We start from the raw sequence: 16764 nt of genomic DNA on the forward strand, positions 1-16764 counted from the left end.
GGCCCGGAGTGTTACCCACATTGCAGCTGGTTAACCTGAATCAAACAGGTCAACGGACTACTCGCCATGAAAAAGCTTTCACCCCTCATCAACGTTGAAACCGATCCACGCTGGGCCGCCGTCGTTGCACGGGACCCGCGGGCCGACGGACAGTTTGTCTATGCGGTGAAAACCACCGGCATCTATTGCCGCCCCAGCAGCCTTTCACGTTTACCCAAGCCGCAGAACGTCGAGTTCTTCGAAAGTGCTCAAGCTGCCGAGGCGGCGGGTTACCGCCCAAGCAAGCGCACCAGCAAGGATCAGACTGAAGTCGCCAGCCAGCACGCCGCGACCGTGGCGATGGCCTGTCGGCAGATCGAGTCGAGTGAAACAGTGCCCGCACTCAATGAACTCGCCGAAACCGCCGGCCTCAGCCCTTTCCATTTTCATCGGGTGTTCAAGGCCGCAACCGGCCTGACACCAAAGGGTTACGCGGCGGCGCATCGTTCGCGCCGGGTGCGTGAACGGCTCGCGGATGGCGGCACGGTGACCGATGCGCTGTACGACGCTGGTTTCAATTCCAACAGCCGCTTTTATGAGTCAGCCGACAAGGTGCTGGGCATGAAACCCGGCGACTACCGCGCGGCTGGACGCAACAACGACATTCATTTTGCCGTTGGCCAATGTTCCCTCGGAGCAATTCTGGTAGCGCAGAGTGAGCGCGGCGTGTGCGCGATTCTGTTGGGCGACGATCCACATCAACTGGTGTGCGATCTGCAGGATCAGTTCCGTCAGGCCAACCTGATTGGCGCCGACGCCGGGTTCGAACAGTTGATTGCCAAAGTGGTGGGTTTTATCGAAGCGCCAGCACTGGGCCTCGACTTGCCACTGGATGTGCGTGGCACAGCGTTTCAGGAACGGGTGTGGCAAGCGCTGCGGGAAATCCCGGTGGGTCGCACCGCCAGTTACGCCGAAATCGCACAACGTATTGGCGCACCGACTTCCATGCGCGCGGTGGCGCAAGCCTGCGGCGCCAACCGTCTGGCCGTGGCAATCCCTTGCCATCGCGTGGTGCGCAGCGATGGCAATCTCTCGGGGTATCGCTGGGGTGTGGAGCGCAAACGCCAGTTGCTGGAACGCGAAACCCAGCCTTAGCGAATCCCGATGCAGACCGCCACGGACTCGGGGCTGATATAGGCCTCGTAGTCGGTGGCATAACGACGCTGAATCTGAGGGTTCTCCTCAAAGAAAGTCCAGATCCGTCCCCAGGTCGCAATGACCGCGTCGGGCAACGGGCCCTGCGCCTCGAACACCAGATACTCGCCCGCTTCGATCTGTACGGTCTCATAGCCTTTTGGTCGTGCATTGACCGCGACCCCCGCGGTGACATCGAACGCACCCGAGGCATCGGATTCATAGGCCGAATACACACCATAAATTGCTGAGCCGGGGATCTTGCCGGGAATACTCTCGGCCTGTTCTTCACTGAAAAACCGGCCCCACATCGGGCCGATCTTTGCGCTATGGGGCTGGTGCTCTGCGGCGTTGGTCGTGCGCACACGCAGGCCGGCCACGGTGAAGGCGTCGATTTGCTGTCGTTTCAAATCCATCGAAAATGCCGCTCCCTGTAATAGAAGTGCGGCCACGCAGGGCCGCAATGGCGCTTACTCTGTCAGCGATTGACGTCGACCACAACCCTGCCGCGCAGCTGTCCGGCGAGCAATTTGGGGGCCGCGTCGATGGCTTCGCTCAGGGCGATTTCGTGGCTGATCAAAGGTAACAGGGCGAAGTCCAGATCCTTGGCCAGACGTTTCCAGGCCTCGATCCGCCGGGCCTTCGGTTGGGTCACGCTGTTGATGCCGGCCAGGGTCACGCCGCGCAGAATGAACGGCGCCACCGACGCAGGAAAATCCATGCCCTGGGCCAGACCGCAGGCCGCCACCGTGCCTTCGGCGCGGGTGCTGGCACAGGCGTTGGCCAGGGTGTGGCTGCCGACCGAGTCGACCACGCCGGCCCAGCGTTCCCTGGCCAGCGGTTTGCCCGGTTCCGACAAGGATGCGCGGTCGATGATCTCGCTGGCGCCCAGTTGTTTCAGGTACTCATGCTCGGACACCCGGCCGGTGGACGCCACCACGCGATACCCGAGTTTGCTGAGCAAGGCGATGGCGAAACTGCCCACCCCACCATTGGCGCCGGTCACCAGCACTTCACCCTGATCCGGCGTCACGCCGTTACGCTCCAGCGCCAGAATGCACAGCATCGCCGTGTAGCCGGCGGTACCGATGGCCATCGCTTGCGCGGCGCTGAAGGCCTCGGGCAAGGGAATCAGCCAATCGCCACGGAGGCGCGCCTTTTGTGCCAGGCCGCCCCAGTGACTTTCGCCCACGCCCCAGCCATTGAGCAGCACCTGATCACCCACCTTATAGTCAGGATGCGAACTGACCTCGACCGTGCCCGCCAGGTCGATCCCAGGCACCATCGGAAACTGGCGTACCACCGGGCTGCTGCCGGTAATCGCCAGACCATCCTTGAAGTTCAGCGTGCTGTACGCCACCTGCACCGTCACGTCGCCTTCGGGCAACTGCGCTTCATCGATCTGCTGCAGGCTGGCGCGGTAACCGCTGTCGTCTTTGTCGATCAAAATGCCGTTGAACATGGCTGCCTCTCACTCAATGGATTCAAATCCTCGCGCCTTGAAATAACACAAAGCAACACATTGCCCCACCCGACTTTGCGCCAATTCGCAAATCCGTCCAGTCATTCCAGAGCGGGCGACTATGCTTTTTCGACGGTCGTGCTTTCGCTGCCCCCCTGCTGAAAGCGGCCTCTGTCGATGGAGCTGACAATGCCTTACCCGCGCTCATGGCTTGCAATCCTCATGCTGTGCCTGCTGACCGCCGGCAACCCGTGGGCCGCCCCGGCGACTGCCGACAAACCCGCCGCTGCTGACGCCGCCCCCAGCGCGCCGACGTGGCCGCAAGTGATCACCAGCGGCAAGGCCAGGCTGACCGTGTACCAGCCGCAACTCGACAGCTGGGATGGCTACACACTCAATGCCCGGGCGGCGGTCGAAGCCACCGGCGCCGACGGCAAACCCACCTACGGCATTGTCCAGTTCAGTGCGCACACGTTGGTCGACAAGGCCACGCGCTGGGTCGCACTGGATCAATACAAGATCATCAAGGCCGACTTCCCCGCCGATGCCAGTCAGGCGGATGTCTGGCTCGCGGCACTGCAAAAGGATGCCCAGAGCCGCAAGAAGACCATTTCCCTCGATCAACTCGAGGCCGCCGTCGGTGTGTTGTCGGCAGAGCAGAAAGCCGACAGCGCGCCACTGGAAAATACCCCGCCGGCGATCATCAGTTCCGACGTCCCCGCCCTGCTTGTCTATATTGATGGCGACGCGGCGTATCGCGCGGTCGAGGGCACCGCGTTGCAGCGGGTGATCAACACCCGCCCGTTATTGCTCAAGGACGCCGAGGGCAAGCACTACTTGCATGTGTTTGATGGCTGGATGGTCGCTGACAACCTCAGCGGCGAATACACTCGTCTGACCACACCGCCGGCCGATCTGGAGAAGGCCAAACAGGTGGCGATCCAGAGCCGTCAGGTCGATCTGCTGACCGGGCAGAGTGATCCGAAAGACAAGGTGCCAAATCTGGCCAAGCCGCCGCAGCCGAAAATTTTCATCGCCACCACCCCCACCGAGCTGATCGTTACCGACGGGGCTGCGCAGTGGTCGCCGATCCAGGGCACCAGCCTGCTCTACGTGAGCAACACCACAGGGCACATCTTCAAGGAAATCGGCGACCAGAACAGCTACGTGCTGATTTCCGGACGCTGGTTCCGGGCCGCCGACATGAACGGGCCGTGGACGTTTACCCCGGCGGACAAATTGCCTGCCGACTTCGCCAACATCCCCGACGACAGTCCGAAAGAGAACGTCAAGGCCTCCGTCGCCGGTACGCCGCAGGCCAAGGAAGCCGCGATTGCCGCCACCATCCCGCAAACCTCGGCGATCAAGAAAAGTGCAGTGAAAATGACCGCGCCGCAGTTCGACGGCGAGCCGCAACTCAAACCGATCAACACCACGTCGCTGCAATATGTGGTCAACAGCGCGACGCCGATCATTCGTGTCGACAACGACAGCTGGTATGCCGTGGAGAACGGCATCTGGTTCAGCGCAACGACAGTCAGCGGACCGTGGGTCGTCGCCAGTTCGGTACCGTCGGTGATCTATTCAATCCCGCCGAGTTCGCCGATGCATTACCTCACTTACGTCAAAGTCTATGAGTCCAGCCGCGACACGGTGGTGGTTGGCTACACCCCGGGGTATCAAGGGTCGAACCTGGATCCGGCCACGGGTGTGGTGGTTTACGGCACCGGATACCCGTACACGCCGTGGGTTGGCAGTGTCTGGTATGGGCCGCCCGTGACCTACGGTTTCGGCGTCGCGATTCGCTATACACCCTGGACCGGCTGGACCTTCGGTTTCGGCTTCGGCTGGAGCTGGGGCGGCAACACCGTGGCAATGGGTTGGGGCTGGGGCGCTTATCCGTGGTGGGGCAATTACGGCTGGGGTTATGCCTGGGGGCCGCGCTTGTATCCAGCGCCGCTGGCCTGGGGCGGCGCCGCTTACGGCTATCGCGGCGGTGCCGTGGCCTGGGGGCCCGGTGGCTGGGCCGGCACCACCGGCAACATTTATCGTCAGTGGGGCGACCGCGCGACCGTCAGTCGTTACGGCGCCGGCTACAACGCCTGGACCGGCAATCGCTGGGCCGGTCAGGTCGGCTCGTCCTATAACTCGCGCACCGGGATTGCCGCGGCGGGCCAGCGCGGCGCCGTACACAATGCGTACAACGGCAACTACGCGGCCGGACGCAGTGGTGAGGTGGTCGGGCCGAACGGTGGCGCCATTGCCGGCGGCCGAGTGACGGCGGGCAACGCACGCAACGGCACGCAAGTCACCGCCAACCGTGGCGCGGTGTACAACCCCAACACCGACAAGACCACGCAATATGCTGGGGTCAAGGGACGCAACGGCGGCGCCGCACGGGTTGGCGACAACGTCTATGCCGGGCACGACGGTAACGTCTACAAGAAAACCGACAACGGTTGGCAATCAATGGTCAAGGGCAGCCCGACCCGCACGGCACCGGTCAACAACACTGCCCAGCTGCAAAACCTCAATCGTGAATCTGCAGCGCGCAACTTCGGCAACCAGCGCACCAACAACTTTCACAACTCCTCGCAAGTCATGAACCGTTCATTTGGCGGCGGTGGCGGTGGTTTTCATCGACGCTGACGGCGCATGGCTGTCCGTGCGAGGAAAATTCGCGCTGGCCCTGAGTCCGGTTTTGCTGTTAAAAAACCGGCTCTGCCGTCCCTGCCCCGTTTCATCGTTCGGAGAACCGCTTCCATGAGCCAATGGCCTGACACTCGCATTCTTGACCTGCTCGGCATCGAGCTGCCGATCATCCAGGGCCCAATGGCCGGTGCCACGAACTCGGCCATGGTGATCGCCGTGTGCAACGCCGGCGGCCTGGGTTCGATGCCCGCCGCAATGCTGAGTATCGAGCAACTGCGCGAAGAACTGCAGACCATCCGCGAACACACTCGCAAGCCGTTCAACGTCAACTTCTTCTGCCATCAGCCACCGGCTGCCGATGAACAGCGCACGCGGGACTGGAAAAACCTGCTGGAGCCGTACTACCGCGAACTGGGTGTCGATTTCGATGCACCGACGCCGGTGTCCAACCGGGCACCCTTCGATGCAGCAGCGTGCGCCGTGCTGGAAGAGTTTCGTCCTGAAGTCGTGAGTTTTCACTTCGGCCTGCCGGAGAAATCCCTGCTGGATCGGGTCAAGGCCACGGGTGCGAAAATCCTCTCGTCTGCCACCACTGTCGATGAAGCGGTGTGGCTGGAACAAAACGGTTGCGACGCGATCATCGCCATGGGCTACGAGGCAGGTGGTCATCGCGGGATGTTTCTCAGCGATGACCTGAGCAGTCAGGTCGGTACCTTTGCCCTGGTGCCGCAGATTGTCGATGCGGTGAAAGTACCGGTGATCGCTGCCGGTGCCATTGCCGATGCGCGCGGGGTGGCCGCGGCATTCATGCTCGGTGCATCGGCAGCGCAGGTCGGTACCGCGTATCTGTTCACCCCGGAAGCGAGAGTCAGCGCCTCCCATCACCAAGCGCTGCGCACCGCCAAGGAAAGCGAAACCGCGATTACCAACCTGTTCACCGGCCGCCCGGCTCGCGGCATTCTCAATCGGGTGATGCGCGAAATCGGCCCGATGTCAGCGAAAGCCCCAGCCTTCCCGCTGGCCGGCGGAGCGCTGATGCCCTTGCGCGCCAAAAGCGAAGCGCAATTCAGCAACCTCTGGGCCGGGCAGGCTTTTCCGTTGGGCAAGGAGCTGAGCAGCGCCGAACTGACCCGGGAACTGGCGCAAGGCGCGCTGATAAAACTGGTCCGACACTGACCCGATCCAGGATGAGGCACGGCGCAGCCTCATCCTGCATACAACAGCACTTCCTGTTTAGCGGCATTTCGCTATATATTTCGCTATATAGCGTTTCACCCTTCGCATCGGTGCAGTCCACCTCCAACAATAACTGCCCTCTGCAATCGCCAATAACGGAGCTGTTATGACCATTCGTGCCTCACGTTTTGCCCCCACTTGCCTGGCTTCTTTGCTGGCGGTATTTGCCTTTGGCGCCGCTCACGCCGATGAGGTGCAGGTGGCGGTTGCCGCCAACTTCACCGCGCCGATCCAGGCCATTGCCGCCGACTTCGAAAAAGACACCGGGCACAAACTGGTCGCCGCCTACGGGGCCACCGGCCAGTTCTACACCCAGATCAAGAACGGCGCGCCGTTCGAAGTGTTCCTCTCGGCGGACGACACCACTCCGGAAAAACTGGAAAAAGAAGGCGATACCGTCAAGGGCTCGCGCTTCACCTACGCCATCGGCACCCTGGCGCTGTGGTCGGCGAAGGAAGGTTACGTCGATGGCAAAGGCGAAGTGCTGAAGAAAAACGAATACCAGCACCTGTCCATCGCCAATCCGAAAGCCGCACCGTACGGGCTGGCCGCCACTCAGGTGCTGGAAAAACTCAAGCTGACTGAAGCGACCAAAGCCAAAATCGTCGAAGGCCAGAACATCACCCAGGCTTACCAGTTCGTGTCCACCGGTAATGCGGAACTGGGCTTCGTAGCACTGTCGCAGATCTACAAGGACGGCAAGGTCACCAGCGGTTCGGCGTGGATCGTTCCAGCGAACATGCACGACCCGATCAAACAGGACGCGGTAATCCTGAACAAAGGCAAAGACAGCGCCGCTGCCAAAGCACTGGTTGACTACCTCAAAGGCCCGAAAGCCGCTGCGGTGATCAAGTCCTACGGTTACCAGCTCTAAATGTCGCTCTCGAGTGCCGACTTCGCGGCGATCTGGCTGACCCTGAAACTGGCGTCCCTGACCACCGCGATCCTGCTGGTCGTCGGCACTCCGATTGCCCTGTGGCTGGCGCGCAGTCGTTCCTGGCTGCGCGGCCCCATCGGCGCAATCGTCGCCCTGCCCCTCGTGCTGCCGCCGACTGTGATCGGCTTCTATCTGCTGTTGGCAATGGGGCCCAATGGCTTTCTCGGCCACTTCACGCAATGGCTGGGCCTGGGCACGCTGACCTTCAGTTTTACCGGGCTGGTGATCGGTTCGGTGATCTATTCCATGCCGTTTGTGGTGCAACCGTTGCAGAACGCGTTCTCTGCCATCGGCACCCGCCCACTGGAAGTGGCCGCAACCTTGCGCGCCAATCCCTGGGACACTTTTTTCCGCGTGATCCTGCCGTTGGCCCGCCCCGGGTTCGTGACGGCGGCGATCCTCGGGTTCGCGCATACCGTCGGTGAATTCGGTGTGGTGCTGATGATCGGCGGCAACATTCCCGACAAGACCCGCGTGGTCTCGGTGCAGATCTACGACCATGTCGAAGCGATGGAATATGCTCAGGCCCATTGGTTGGCCGGGGCGATGCTGGTGTTTTCGTTTCTGGTGTTGCTGGCGCTCTACTCCAGCCGCAAGACCCGCGCGGGTTGGAGCTGATCGATGATTGATGTACGTCTGAAAATCACTTATTCGGGCTTCAGCCTGGATGTTGATCTGCATTTGCCGGGGCGTGGCGTGACTGCGCTGTATGGTCATTCCGGTTCGGGCAAAACCACCTGTCTGCGCTGTATCGCCGGGCTTGAGCGCGCCGAGCAAGGTTTCATTCAGATCAACGACGAAGTCTGGCAGGACAGCGAACGCCGGATTTTTGTCCCGCCGCACAAACGAGCGCTGGGTTACGTGTTCCAGGAAGCCAGTCTGTTCCCGCACCTGTCAGTGCTGGCCAATCTGCAGTTCGGTCTCAAGCGCATTGCCAAGGCCCAGCGCCGTGTCGACATGGCGCAAGCCACCGAACTGCTGGGCATCGGCCATCTGCTGGAGCGCCATCCGCAGCATCTGTCCGGCGGCGAACGCCAGCGTGTCGGTATCGCCCGCGCGCTGTTGACCAGTCCGAAACTGCTGCTGATGGATGAGCCGTTGGCGGCCCTCGACAGCCAGCGCAAAAACGAAATCCTGCCGTACCTGCAACGCCTGCATGATGAACTGGACATTCCGGTGCTCTATGTCAGCCACGCGCAGGATGAGGTGGCGCGGCTGGCCGATCATCTGGTGTTGCTCAGCGACGGCAAGGCCCTGGCCAGCGGCCCGATTGGCGAGACCCTCGCCCGGCTGGACCTGCCAATGGCGCTGGGCGATGACGCCGGGGTGATCATCGAAGGCCAGGTCAGCGCCTACGATGCCGAGTACCAGCTGCTGAGTCTGCAATTGCCGGCCACGGCCATGAACATCCGCGTGACGCACGCGCCGATGGCGGTCGGTCAAGCCTTGCGCTGCAAGGTGCACGCCCGCGACATCAGTCTGGCCCTGCACAACAGCGAAGCCAGCAGCATCCTCAATCGCTTGCCGGTGACCGTGGTCAGCGAGCTGGCGGCGGACAACGCCGCGCATGTGCTGATTCGTCTGGATGCCGGTGGAACACCGCTGCTGGCGCGGATCACGCGATTTTCCCGGGATCAGCTCGGCATCCACCCGGGCCAGCATTTGTGGGCGCAGATCAAGGCCGTCGCCGTGCTGGCCTGAATTGGTTGGCACGACGGCCACGCCCCGCGGTCAATCGCTGTAACAGAGCGATTCGCCAAGGACACCGCCATGCCCGACACCGTACTAGCCGACGTCTTACCGCCCGACCTGCATTACGTCGACGACACCCAACCCGGCATCCGCCGTAAAAAACTGCGTGGCAAATTCGCCTACTTCGATCCGGCCGGACAACGCATCAACGACCCCGATGAGATCAAGCGGATCAATTCGCTGGCGGTGCCGCCGGCCTATACCGACGTGTGGATCTGCGCCGATCCGCGTGGCCATTTGCAGGCCACCGGCCGCGATGCCCGGGGCCGCAAGCAGTATCGCTATCACCCGCGCTGGCGCGAGGTACGCGACGCCGACAAGTACTCGCGCTTGCGTGAGTTCGGCCTGGCGCTGCCGAAGTTGCGCAAACAGCTCGAAACCCTGCTCGACGCCCCCGGTTTCAGTCGCGACAAGGTCATGGCCACGGTCATCACGCTGCTCGACGCCACGCTGATTCGTGTCGGCAACACTCAATACGCGCGGGACAACCGCTCCTATGGCCTGACCACCCTGCGCAGCCGGCATGTCGAGGTCAACGGCAGCGCGATCCTGTTTCAGTTTCGCGGTAAAAGCGGCATAGAACACCAAATCACCGTCAAGGATCGTCGCCTGGCGCGCATCATCAAGCGCTGCCTGGAAATCCCGGGGCAGAATCTGTTTCAGTATCTGGATGAAAATGGTGAGCGGCACACCGTCAGCTCCCACGACGTCAACAGCTACCTGCAAACCCTTACCGGTGCCGACTTCACTGCCAAGGATTACCGCACGTGGGCCGGCAGCGCGCTGGCCCTGGCGGTATTGCGCGAACTGCAATGGGAGTCGGAAGCCGAGGCGAAACGGCATGTGGTGGAGATGGTCAAGAGCGTGTCCAAACAGCTGGGCAACACCCCAGCCGTTTGCCGCAAGTGCTACATCCATCCGGCCGTGGTCGAGCGCTTCCTGCTCGGTGCACTGGCCGAACTGCCACGCCCGAGGGTGCGCAAGGGCTTGCGCGCCGAGGAAGTGGCGCTGGCGATGTTTCTCGAGCAAATGATGGACGCGCCTTGATCGCGCTGGTAGCCGAGCAATCAATCGCGGTTTCCCACGTTCCAGAGTTTCTACAGGCGTTCAAGCCGACGCATCGCCTGGATTGGCGCGCCACCGAGTGGCTGCAACCGACGAACTGACTGGCTATTTTTTGCACGATCGGCCAAGGCTTCTATAGTTGATCTGACACCTATTTGCTGTGGTGACGCCATGGAAGACATCTTTGTCGTGAAGCGCTGCAACAAGATCATCATTCACGGCCGTCGCGCCGGGGAAAGTCAGCATGAACCTGCCGAATCCAGCAGCTGGTTTCGGATCAATGACACCCGAACCGGAGGCTTCATCGGTGACGGCTATGATCTTGAAGAAGATGCCCGGCGCGAATGCCAAAGGCTCAATGCGGCGAGCTCGCCGCGACCGGCGCGACAATCGGCCGGCTGATGCAATTGACAGGCGGGGTCTATACTCAAAACAGCTGACGGACCAGTGCCCCAACGGCAGAGAGCTCGCAGCCCGCGGGCTTTTTGCTGCCTCTCAACGGTTTGTCTGAACGGAGGTGCTCCATGTCCGAAAAAGAGTCCATCACCACCCTCCTCACCCTGCTTGACTCCCGTCAGGCTCGCCTGGCTGCGGCCTGCAAGGAAATTGCCGACTGGGTCGATCATCAAGGCGGCCATCCGACCGCCCTGCGCATACGTGATCGCCTGAACGACATCGAAAAAGATACGCCACTGATTCGCAGCACCCTGTCTTCGTTGCAACCCGTCGAGCGGCCTCTGCCTCGTTTCAGATGACCGGATGGCAATAAACGACAGTCTCAACGCGTACCGCCTGGCCGACCCGGCGAACACCCGCAGTCGTGGGAGGTCATAACCTGTACACGTCACCAGGAGACTGATCCATGGTTATCCATTTCAAAGTAGACGGACACCTGGCTTGTGGTCACAAAGGCAACAACCTTGCCTCGAGCCAGGAACTCAATCGCGTTAAATGCCGCAGCTGCCGAAATACCGATGCCTACAAAAATGCGCGCAAAACCCAGCGCAATGCTGCTCGGCGCGCAGCGCGCCACACCAAGGCTGACCACGGTGCATCGAACTGGCGTTCGGAATGGATCGCACGCTTGACCGCTCTGGCGGGTCCGCAACGCCTGCCACGGGGCTTCTTCGGGCAAGCGTTTGTGTAACCGCTTGCTGTCTTGGTTTTCGACCATCACTCAGCGCGAATTGCCACGAGTTCACCGCTCGAAACCATCAATGCCCTGACCTTATCGTCAGGGCATTTTATTGAAAACACCGTTTCGAGCAGCCCTTCACCCTGAGTCAAGCTTGCAAATAGCCAACGCGCCCTCATAACCAGATCCGTATCCACCGTCACCGAGAGGCAAAAAGATCATGACCGGAAAGACCGAAACCGCGATTCTCGCCGGAGGCTGCTTCTGGGGCATGCAGGACCTGCTGCGACGCTATCCCGGCGTGCTGCAAACGCGAGTCGGCTACAGCGGTGGCGATGTACCGAATGCCACGTACCGCAACCACGGCAACCACGCCGAGGCCATCGAAATCGTCTTCGACCCTGCCGTGATCAGCTACCGGCAAATCCTTGAGTTCTTTTTCCAGATCCACGATCCCAGCACACCCAACCGACAAGGCAACGATCTCGGCCCCAGTTATCGCTCGGCGATTTACTACCTTAACGAACAGCAACGCGACATTGCTGAAGACACCGCTGCCGACGTCGATGCATCCGGGCTGTGGCCGGGGCGCGTGGTCACTGAAATCGAACCGGCGGGCCCCTTCTGGGAAGCGGAACCCGAGCACCAGGACTATCTGGAGCGGATACCGAATGGTTACACCTGCCATTTCATCCGCCCGAACTGGAAGCTGCCGAAACGCAGCTGAAAACACATTTGCGTAATCACTCCACGCAAGGCGCTGGCCTCAGCTGAGGCCGGCGCTTGCGCACCTCTGGAATATCATTTTGGTGAGCCCTCCGTAGCACAGTTCAAGCGCCCGAGGATGAACATACGTTCATCGCAAGCATGGCTCTAAGCGTCTAGCCTGCGGGTTCCAACATAGTGCCTACAGGAGTACCCCACCATGTTCTCGCACGAAAGCATTCCGCTGATTGCCATTTTCACCATCATGCTGCTGTGCGTACTGGCTGCATTTTTGCACCCGGTACATGCATTCTTCAGCTGGCTGCGCAGGCGCAAGGAACGATTAAACGCCCAGGCTGCAAAAGAGGTTGATTCGCGCTGAATGTATTCCCTATACCGGCCCGGGCATGCCTGGGCTTGTTGTTTTCTGACTGAACAGCAGATACAAAAAAGCCCAGCACGGAGCTGGGCCTGATTTTTTCGCCAACATTAAAAACATCCAGGCTTTTCAGCCACAAGAGTAGAACTCAAGTGACTTACGCAAGAGCCCTTTCGTGCTCGCTTTCATGCACGTAAACCCATGAAATTCCGGATGGCGAGGTCTGGTCGAGGCGCATAAGCGCCGAATCGACTTTCTTCTTGGTGATGCCGTCTTTGACAAGGTCGAAAACGGCCAGGAAGCAGTCCCCTGGAAGCGCTGTGATCGAGAGGTTAGTAATGTGCGATTCAGGGCTTCCAGCACGCTTGCCATACAAACCCCAAAGTCGCTCCCAATAATCCGCTCGACTCATGATCTGTCCATCAGTGAGTACCACACGAAACTCATTCGCCAACGCGTCGTACAGGGGTTTGATGGCGCCTTCCGACCGGGAAGACATACCACGCGACCACGGAAAGAAGAGATTGTACCAACGGTACACCTCGGCCTCGACGAGAGCGGTTTTATCGGTTGCTGCGTGCACTTGATTGATTGCCATCGGTGTTCTCCTTAACACGTCAAAAATGGCGGGTCTGGCGTAACAGACAGGCCGTCTGAATGCCCATCGCCTGAACGATGCACCGCGCCTTGATCAAGATCCATCCTGATATCAACGCCATCGGGTCAAGCTCAAATGTTCACTCAATGACTTTTGATATCTTCGACCAAGCCAAAACCGTAGACGCTCGCACGATTGATTGCATCAAGAAGTGACCAACGGTCTTTGCACACAGGAGGAAAAGGGAAACGGAAGAATTGGCGAGAAGCCATTTAAAAATGGCGATCTGAAAACAAACAAGGGCTTGCATCAGCTTTCGCCCGCAAACCCTTGATTTTAGATGGTGCCCGAAGCCGGAATCGAACCGGCACGCCCTTACGAGCGGGGGATTTTAAGTCCCATGCGTCTACCAGTTTCGCCATTCGGGCGGTAGCGCGGTGTAGTGCTCAAAGCAGTCGATCAGCAAACCTGACAGCGTTAAGCCTTGTTAAGCAGAGCGGGAAATATATACATCACGTCCCGGTGAAGCAAGTTCACAGTGGTTGATTTCAAGACTAAATCTTGCAGCGCACTGGAAATAAAAAAGCTCCGTAAATCATGGATCTACGGAGCTTGTTTATAGTGGAGGCCGAGGTCGGAATCGAACCGGCGTAGGCGGATTTGCAATCCGCTGCATAACCATTTTGCTACTCGGCCTCAAACGATCGCTGTTTAGTAGCACCACAACAACCGCGTACAAACTTGGAGCGGGAAACGAGACCAACATCCGATCGCTAACCATTTGATTAACTTAGAGTTTTTCTCATTCCTGCCTCAGGAATGGACGCAATTCTGGACTGGTTTCGAAGGGTTGTCAACACGCACGCTAAAAAACTTCTATTGACCGCTATCTGGCACCCTCACAGGCGCTTGGAACTGTCGGAGCGCTGGCATCTCCAAAACCATTGAGTCGCGTAACCGCGCACATTCAGTCGGGATACCCTCGTTGCCAAAGCCAAAGGTATCGCCGTCCAGTTTTGCACACCACGCTCAAGACGCCAAAGCACGAAGCAACCCTGCAAGCCCAGAACAGTACTTTCCCGAACTATGTTCTCGTGCAGCATGCATGTTCTAGCCAGGGAATACGATTGAGACAGTATTCCAAGTAGGTGCGAACAACGGCAGAAGGATGACGATGCGCAGGATAGAGAAGGTTCAACGAGGACTCTGGTAATGGATACGCTGAAAGCAGTGGCACCAGTTGTCCACGTTCAATAGCCTCCTTGACGATAAAAGGGGGCAGTTCGGTGATGACCTCGCCTGCCATCGCGCTGTGGAGCAGATGCATGCTGTCATTCGTTGAGAGCACCGCGTTTGGCTCCACCGTCAGGCCTGGGAAACGCCAAGTCGCGCTTGTATTCGTGCCGAGGCTCCAAGTCGCACAAGGAAACCTGCCCAGATCCTCCGGGCTGTTCGGCCGCCCATACGTTGCAACGAACTGCGGGCTGGCGACTACAACGTGCCGATAATCGAGCAAATGCTTTGCGATCATAGCCTCGTGCTCTACCCGACCGACGCGAAGTGCCACGTCTATCCCATCCTCAACGGTGTGAACGCGGCGCTCCGTTGAAAGCAGATGCACGCGGATGTCGGGATGATCTTTCTGAAAGTCCGAAATCAGCTGCCACCAGGGGGAGAACGATGGAGGCACTGAAAGCCGCAACTTGCCTTTGACGTGGGCCTGGTCGCTGACGAGTGCGTCTCGCCCTTCTTGCACGATATCCAAACCCCGGCTAGCGTGCTCAAAGAGGCGCGCGCCAGCCTCGGTCAGCTTCACTCCCCTGGCTGATCGCTCGAGCAATTCGACTTCAAGTTCTCGCTCGAGCGCACGAATTCTGCGACTGATAGTGGGCAGCGGCACTCCTGAACGCTCCGCGCCCGCCGTCATACTCCCCGCTTGTACGATCGCCACCAGCATCTGAACTGCGTTGAGATCCATTGACAACCCTCTCATTTATGAAAGCAATGATCTCACTAGCGGGCATTCTCTTTCAACGCTGAGATGCCTAAAGTGGCGCCTCTGTTTGGAATATGGAAATCTATCGCGACCGCGCGGCGTTTGACCACCCTCTTACCCAGCCACACTTTCGTACTTTCGTACTTTCGTACTTTCGTACTTTCGTACTTTCGTACTTTCGTACTTTCGAGCTCGACGCCCAACACCCAATGGACGGCAAACCGGAGATCACCTTTTTTGGTGCCCACTCAAGCGGACGCCGAACACCAAGCTCGGCCGCCACACTCAAACTTTGGAACTCAACAATCATGAAACTCTTCGTTTACGATCACTGCCCCTTCTGCGTGAAAGCCCGCATGATTTTCGGGCTCAAGCAAATCGCTGTCGAACTCGTCATTCTTGCGAACGACGATGAGGCCACCCCCATCCGTATGATTGGCAAGAAGATGGCGCCGATCCTCCAAGACGGTGACCAATACTTGGCCGAGAGCATGGACATCGTTGCGCATATCGATGGCATGTCTGGCGCGCGGAGCCTGTTCGGCCCGAGCAATTCGAGGTTGGCAAAGTGGAACCAAGACGTGACGGCCCCACTTTATTCGCTGGCAATTCCACGCTGGGCGACGTCGGATTTCGAGGAGTTTTCTGCGCCTGCAGCGCGAGCTTATTTCACCCGGAACAAAGAGCGCATGCTCGGTAGCTTCGAAGCTCATCTGGCAGCCAGTCCCGATTACATTGCGTCGCTGAACCGCCATTTGCTGGAGCTTGAGCCGCTGATCCAGTCCCCCGACGCCGTTAACGGCGAGCTGTCAGAAGACGACATTCATCTGTTTGCTACTCTGCGGAGCATGTCGATCGTGCAGGGCATCATTTATCCGCCTGCTGTAGAAGCTTATCGAGTGCGAATGTCGGAACGTAGCGGGATCAACCTCCACGATCCAATAGCGATCTAAAAGGATTGAACCTAAGCCAGGCACGCCGGCCGGGAGCGGTCCAAAGGAAACGCCGCACTTACATCAAAAGAGGGGCTGCAATCCACGATTGCAGCCCCTCTTCGCGTTTTGGCTGGCCCAACGTCTCGCCGTGGTTTGCACTACAGATATCACCGCCGGTACTGAAGCAAAATCGGCGATTGTCCCGATTATAGGAACTATTAATCACATTCAGGCTTATTTATCTCCAATTCAGGATCTATAAGATAGCCACATCCCAACCCAGTACGCTTATTAAACAGAAGGAAACAACACTATGATCGACTCACGCACCGCCCCCTACGCCGCACTGGTCATGCGCCTGGCACTTGGCATTATGTTTATTGCCCATGGCCTGACAAAGGTCCTGGTATTCAACCCTGCTGGCACCGCCGGATTTTTTGAGTCCATAGGGTTTCCGGGTTTCCTTGCCTATCCAGTCATGGCATTTGAAGTGGTAGGTGGCCTGATGTTGGTATTAGGTGTTTACGCCCGGTGGGTCGCCGCAATTGCGGTCGTACAGCTCTTCGTCGCTTCGACCGTGCACTTCAGCAATGGCTGGAGCTTCACCAACGCGAACGGCGGATGGGAATATCCCATTTACCTCAGCGTGACTGCGTTGGTTGTAGCACTGCTTGGTGACGGGCCATTGGCTCTGAAGGCTGCCCGCAAAGCCTAAATCTGGAAAGGCAATCGCTGGTCG

19 protein-coding genes and 2 tRNA genes are annotated in these 16764 nt (G+C 59.3%); 15 read left to right on the forward strand and 6 right to left on the reverse strand.

All coding sequences use genetic code 11. The features are described 5' to 3' along the window. The first annotated feature begins 66 nt into the window (after positions 1-66). The gene (gene ada, locus ACYZUM_RS11640; protein WP_108182813.1) at positions 67-1134 is read left to right on the forward strand and encodes a bifunctional DNA-binding transcriptional regulator/O6-methylguanine-DNA methyltransferase Ada; all 1068 of its coding nucleotides are present in this window, start codon (positions 67-69) and stop codon (positions 1132-1134) included. On the opposite strand, the gene ACYZUM_RS11645 is transcribed toward ada, so the two are convergent. After that, positions 1131-1589, reverse strand: a complete 459-nt coding sequence (locus ACYZUM_RS11645; protein WP_108182814.1) for a GyrI-like domain-containing protein — start codon at positions 1587-1589, stop codon at positions 1131-1133. The two genes, ada and ACYZUM_RS11645, sit on opposite strands and share 4 nt — an antisense overlap. A 62-nt stretch (positions 1590-1651) precedes the next feature. Further along, positions 1652-2635: an acrylyl-CoA reductase (NADPH) gene (acuI, locus tag ACYZUM_RS11650; RefSeq protein ID WP_108182815.1), complete on the reverse strand. Its 984-nt coding sequence runs from the start codon at positions 2633-2635 to the stop codon at positions 1652-1654. Positions 2636-2824: 189 nt separating this feature from the next. On the opposite strand from acuI, the gene ACYZUM_RS11655 reads away from it, so the two are divergent. From ACYZUM_RS11655 to ACYZUM_RS11710, 12 genes are all read left to right on the forward strand, one after another. Next, positions 2825-5284, forward strand: a complete 2460-nt coding sequence (locus ACYZUM_RS11655; protein WP_473061333.1) for an autotransporter — start codon at positions 2825-2827, stop codon at positions 5282-5284. A gap of 114 nt (positions 5285-5398) precedes the next feature. Beyond that, on the forward strand, positions 5399-6463 hold the full coding sequence (locus ACYZUM_RS11660; protein WP_108182817.1) for an NAD(P)H-dependent flavin oxidoreductase: 1065 nt from the start codon (positions 5399-5401) through the stop codon (positions 6461-6463). Between the two features lie 166 nt (positions 6464-6629). After that, positions 6630-7397, forward strand: coding sequence for a molybdate ABC transporter substrate-binding protein (modA, locus tag ACYZUM_RS11665; RefSeq protein WP_108182818.1), 768 nt, complete (start codon positions 6630-6632; stop codon positions 7395-7397). After that, positions 7398-8078 (forward strand): molybdate ABC transporter permease subunit, encoded by a 681-nt coding sequence (modB, locus tag ACYZUM_RS11670; RefSeq protein WP_108182819.1) that lies wholly within the window; start codon positions 7398-7400, stop codon positions 8076-8078. A 3-nt stretch (positions 8079-8081) separates the two neighbouring features. Next, positions 8082-9161 (forward strand): molybdenum ABC transporter ATP-binding protein, encoded by a 1080-nt coding sequence (gene modC, locus ACYZUM_RS11675; RefSeq protein ID WP_108182820.1) that lies wholly within the window; start codon positions 8082-8084, stop codon positions 9159-9161. 69 nt (positions 9162-9230) lie between these two features. Next, positions 9231-10259: a DNA topoisomerase IB gene (locus ACYZUM_RS11680; RefSeq protein WP_108182821.1), complete on the forward strand. Its 1029-nt coding sequence runs from the start codon at positions 9231-9233 to the stop codon at positions 10257-10259. After that, entirely contained in the window at positions 10256-10378 is a 123-nt protein-coding gene (locus ACYZUM_RS11685; RefSeq protein ID WP_269837005.1) for a hypothetical protein, read from the forward strand. The genes ACYZUM_RS11680 and ACYZUM_RS11685 overlap by 4 nt, the downstream gene beginning before the upstream one ends. Positions 10379-10448: 70 nt before the next feature. Continuing rightward, positions 10449-10679, forward strand: a complete 231-nt coding sequence (locus ACYZUM_RS11690; RefSeq protein WP_041064505.1) for a hypothetical protein — start codon at positions 10449-10451, stop codon at positions 10677-10679. A 122-nt stretch (positions 10680-10801) separates the two neighbouring features. Continuing rightward, on the forward strand, positions 10802-11032 hold the full coding sequence (locus ACYZUM_RS11695; RefSeq protein WP_007964939.1) for a hypothetical protein: 231 nt from the start codon (positions 10802-10804) through the stop codon (positions 11030-11032). 107 nt (positions 11033-11139) lie between these two features. Then, positions 11140-11424, forward strand: coding sequence for a hypothetical protein (locus ACYZUM_RS11700; protein ID WP_108182822.1), 285 nt, complete (start codon positions 11140-11142; stop codon positions 11422-11424). A gap of 208 nt (positions 11425-11632) precedes the next feature. Continuing rightward, complete coding sequence (gene msrA, locus ACYZUM_RS11705; protein WP_041064515.1) at positions 11633-12139, forward strand: peptide-methionine (S)-S-oxide reductase MsrA; 507 nt, start codon at positions 11633-11635, stop codon at positions 12137-12139. Positions 12140-12337: 198 nt separating this feature from the next. Further along, complete coding sequence (locus tag ACYZUM_RS11710) at positions 12338-12499, forward strand: hypothetical protein (protein WP_174376922.1); 162 nt, start codon at positions 12338-12340, stop codon at positions 12497-12499. A 154-nt stretch (positions 12500-12653) separates the two neighbouring features. On the opposite strand, the gene ACYZUM_RS11715 is transcribed toward ACYZUM_RS11710, so the two are convergent. From ACYZUM_RS11715 to ACYZUM_RS11730, 4 genes are all read right to left on the reverse strand, one after another. After that, positions 12654-13094: a hypothetical protein gene (locus tag ACYZUM_RS11715; RefSeq protein WP_108182823.1), complete on the reverse strand. Its 441-nt coding sequence runs from the start codon at positions 13092-13094 to the stop codon at positions 12654-12656. A gap of 341 nt (positions 13095-13435) precedes the next feature. Continuing rightward, a tRNA-Leu gene (locus tag ACYZUM_RS11720) sits at positions 13436-13522 on the reverse strand. A 194-nt stretch (positions 13523-13716) separates the two neighbouring features. Beyond that, positions 13717-13790, reverse strand: a tRNA-Cys gene (locus ACYZUM_RS11725). Positions 13791-14178: 388 nt separating this feature from the next. Continuing rightward, on the reverse strand, positions 14179-15072 hold the full coding sequence (locus ACYZUM_RS11730) for a LysR family transcriptional regulator (RefSeq protein WP_200656213.1): 894 nt from the start codon (positions 15070-15072) through the stop codon (positions 14179-14181). Positions 15073-15164: 92 nt separating this feature from the next. Between ACYZUM_RS11730 and grxB the strand changes: the two genes are divergently transcribed. Further along, positions 15165-16043, forward strand: coding sequence for a glutaredoxin 2 (gene grxB / locus ACYZUM_RS11735; protein ID WP_473061334.1), 879 nt, complete (start codon positions 15165-15167; stop codon positions 16041-16043). A gap of 295 nt (positions 16044-16338) precedes the next feature. Next, positions 16339-16740, forward strand: a complete 402-nt coding sequence (locus tag ACYZUM_RS11740; RefSeq protein ID WP_200656215.1) for a DoxX family protein — start codon at positions 16339-16341, stop codon at positions 16738-16740. The last annotated feature ends 24 nt before the right edge of the window (positions 16741-16764 follow it).

The organism is Pseudomonas sp. m6p (assembly GCF_055760375.1).

What these genes read in the sequence shown, in the direction of transcription:
- ada (WP_108182813.1), top strand. Translation starts at nt 67, where the DNA reads ATGAAAAAGCTTTCACCCCTCATCAACGTTGAAACCGATCCACGCTGG.
- ACYZUM_RS11645 (WP_108182814.1), bottom strand. Translation starts at nt 1,589, where the DNA reads ATGGATTTGAAACGACAGCAAATCGACGCCTTCACCGTGGCCGGCCTG.
- acuI (WP_108182815.1), bottom strand. Translation starts at nt 2,635, where the DNA reads ATGTTCAACGGCATTTTGATCGACAAAGACGACAGCGGTTACCGCGCC.
- ACYZUM_RS11655 (WP_473061333.1), top strand. Translation starts at nt 2,825, where the DNA reads ATGCCTTACCCGCGCTCATGGCTTGCAATCCTCATGCTGTGCCTGCTG.
- ACYZUM_RS11660 (WP_108182817.1), top strand. Translation starts at nt 5,399, where the DNA reads ATGAGCCAATGGCCTGACACTCGCATTCTTGACCTGCTCGGCATCGAG.
- modA (WP_108182818.1), top strand. Translation starts at nt 6,630, where the DNA reads ATGACCATTCGTGCCTCACGTTTTGCCCCCACTTGCCTGGCTTCTTTG.
- modB (WP_108182819.1), top strand. Translation starts at nt 7,398, where the DNA reads ATGTCGCTCTCGAGTGCCGACTTCGCGGCGATCTGGCTGACCCTGAAA.
- modC (WP_108182820.1), top strand. Translation starts at nt 8,082, where the DNA reads ATGATTGATGTACGTCTGAAAATCACTTATTCGGGCTTCAGCCTGGAT.
- ACYZUM_RS11680 (WP_108182821.1), top strand. Translation starts at nt 9,231, where the DNA reads ATGCCCGACACCGTACTAGCCGACGTCTTACCGCCCGACCTGCATTAC.
- ACYZUM_RS11690 (WP_041064505.1), top strand. Translation starts at nt 10,449, where the DNA reads ATGGAAGACATCTTTGTCGTGAAGCGCTGCAACAAGATCATCATTCAC.
- ACYZUM_RS11695 (WP_007964939.1), top strand. Translation starts at nt 10,802, where the DNA reads ATGTCCGAAAAAGAGTCCATCACCACCCTCCTCACCCTGCTTGACTCC.
- ACYZUM_RS11700 (WP_108182822.1), top strand. Translation starts at nt 11,140, where the DNA reads ATGGTTATCCATTTCAAAGTAGACGGACACCTGGCTTGTGGTCACAAA.
- msrA (WP_041064515.1), top strand. Translation starts at nt 11,633, where the DNA reads ATGACCGGAAAGACCGAAACCGCGATTCTCGCCGGAGGCTGCTTCTGG.
- ACYZUM_RS11710 (WP_174376922.1), top strand. Translation starts at nt 12,338, where the DNA reads ATGTTCTCGCACGAAAGCATTCCGCTGATTGCCATTTTCACCATCATG.
- ACYZUM_RS11715 (WP_108182823.1), bottom strand. Translation starts at nt 13,094, where the DNA reads ATGGCAATCAATCAAGTGCACGCAGCAACCGATAAAACCGCTCTCGTC.
- ACYZUM_RS11730 (WP_200656213.1), bottom strand. Translation starts at nt 15,072, where the DNA reads ATGGATCTCAACGCAGTTCAGATGCTGGTGGCGATCGTACAAGCGGGG.
- grxB (WP_473061334.1), top strand. Translation starts at nt 15,165, where the DNA reads ATGGAAATCTATCGCGACCGCGCGGCGTTTGACCACCCTCTTACCCAG.
- ACYZUM_RS11740 (WP_200656215.1), top strand. Translation starts at nt 16,339, where the DNA reads ATGATCGACTCACGCACCGCCCCCTACGCCGCACTGGTCATGCGCCTG.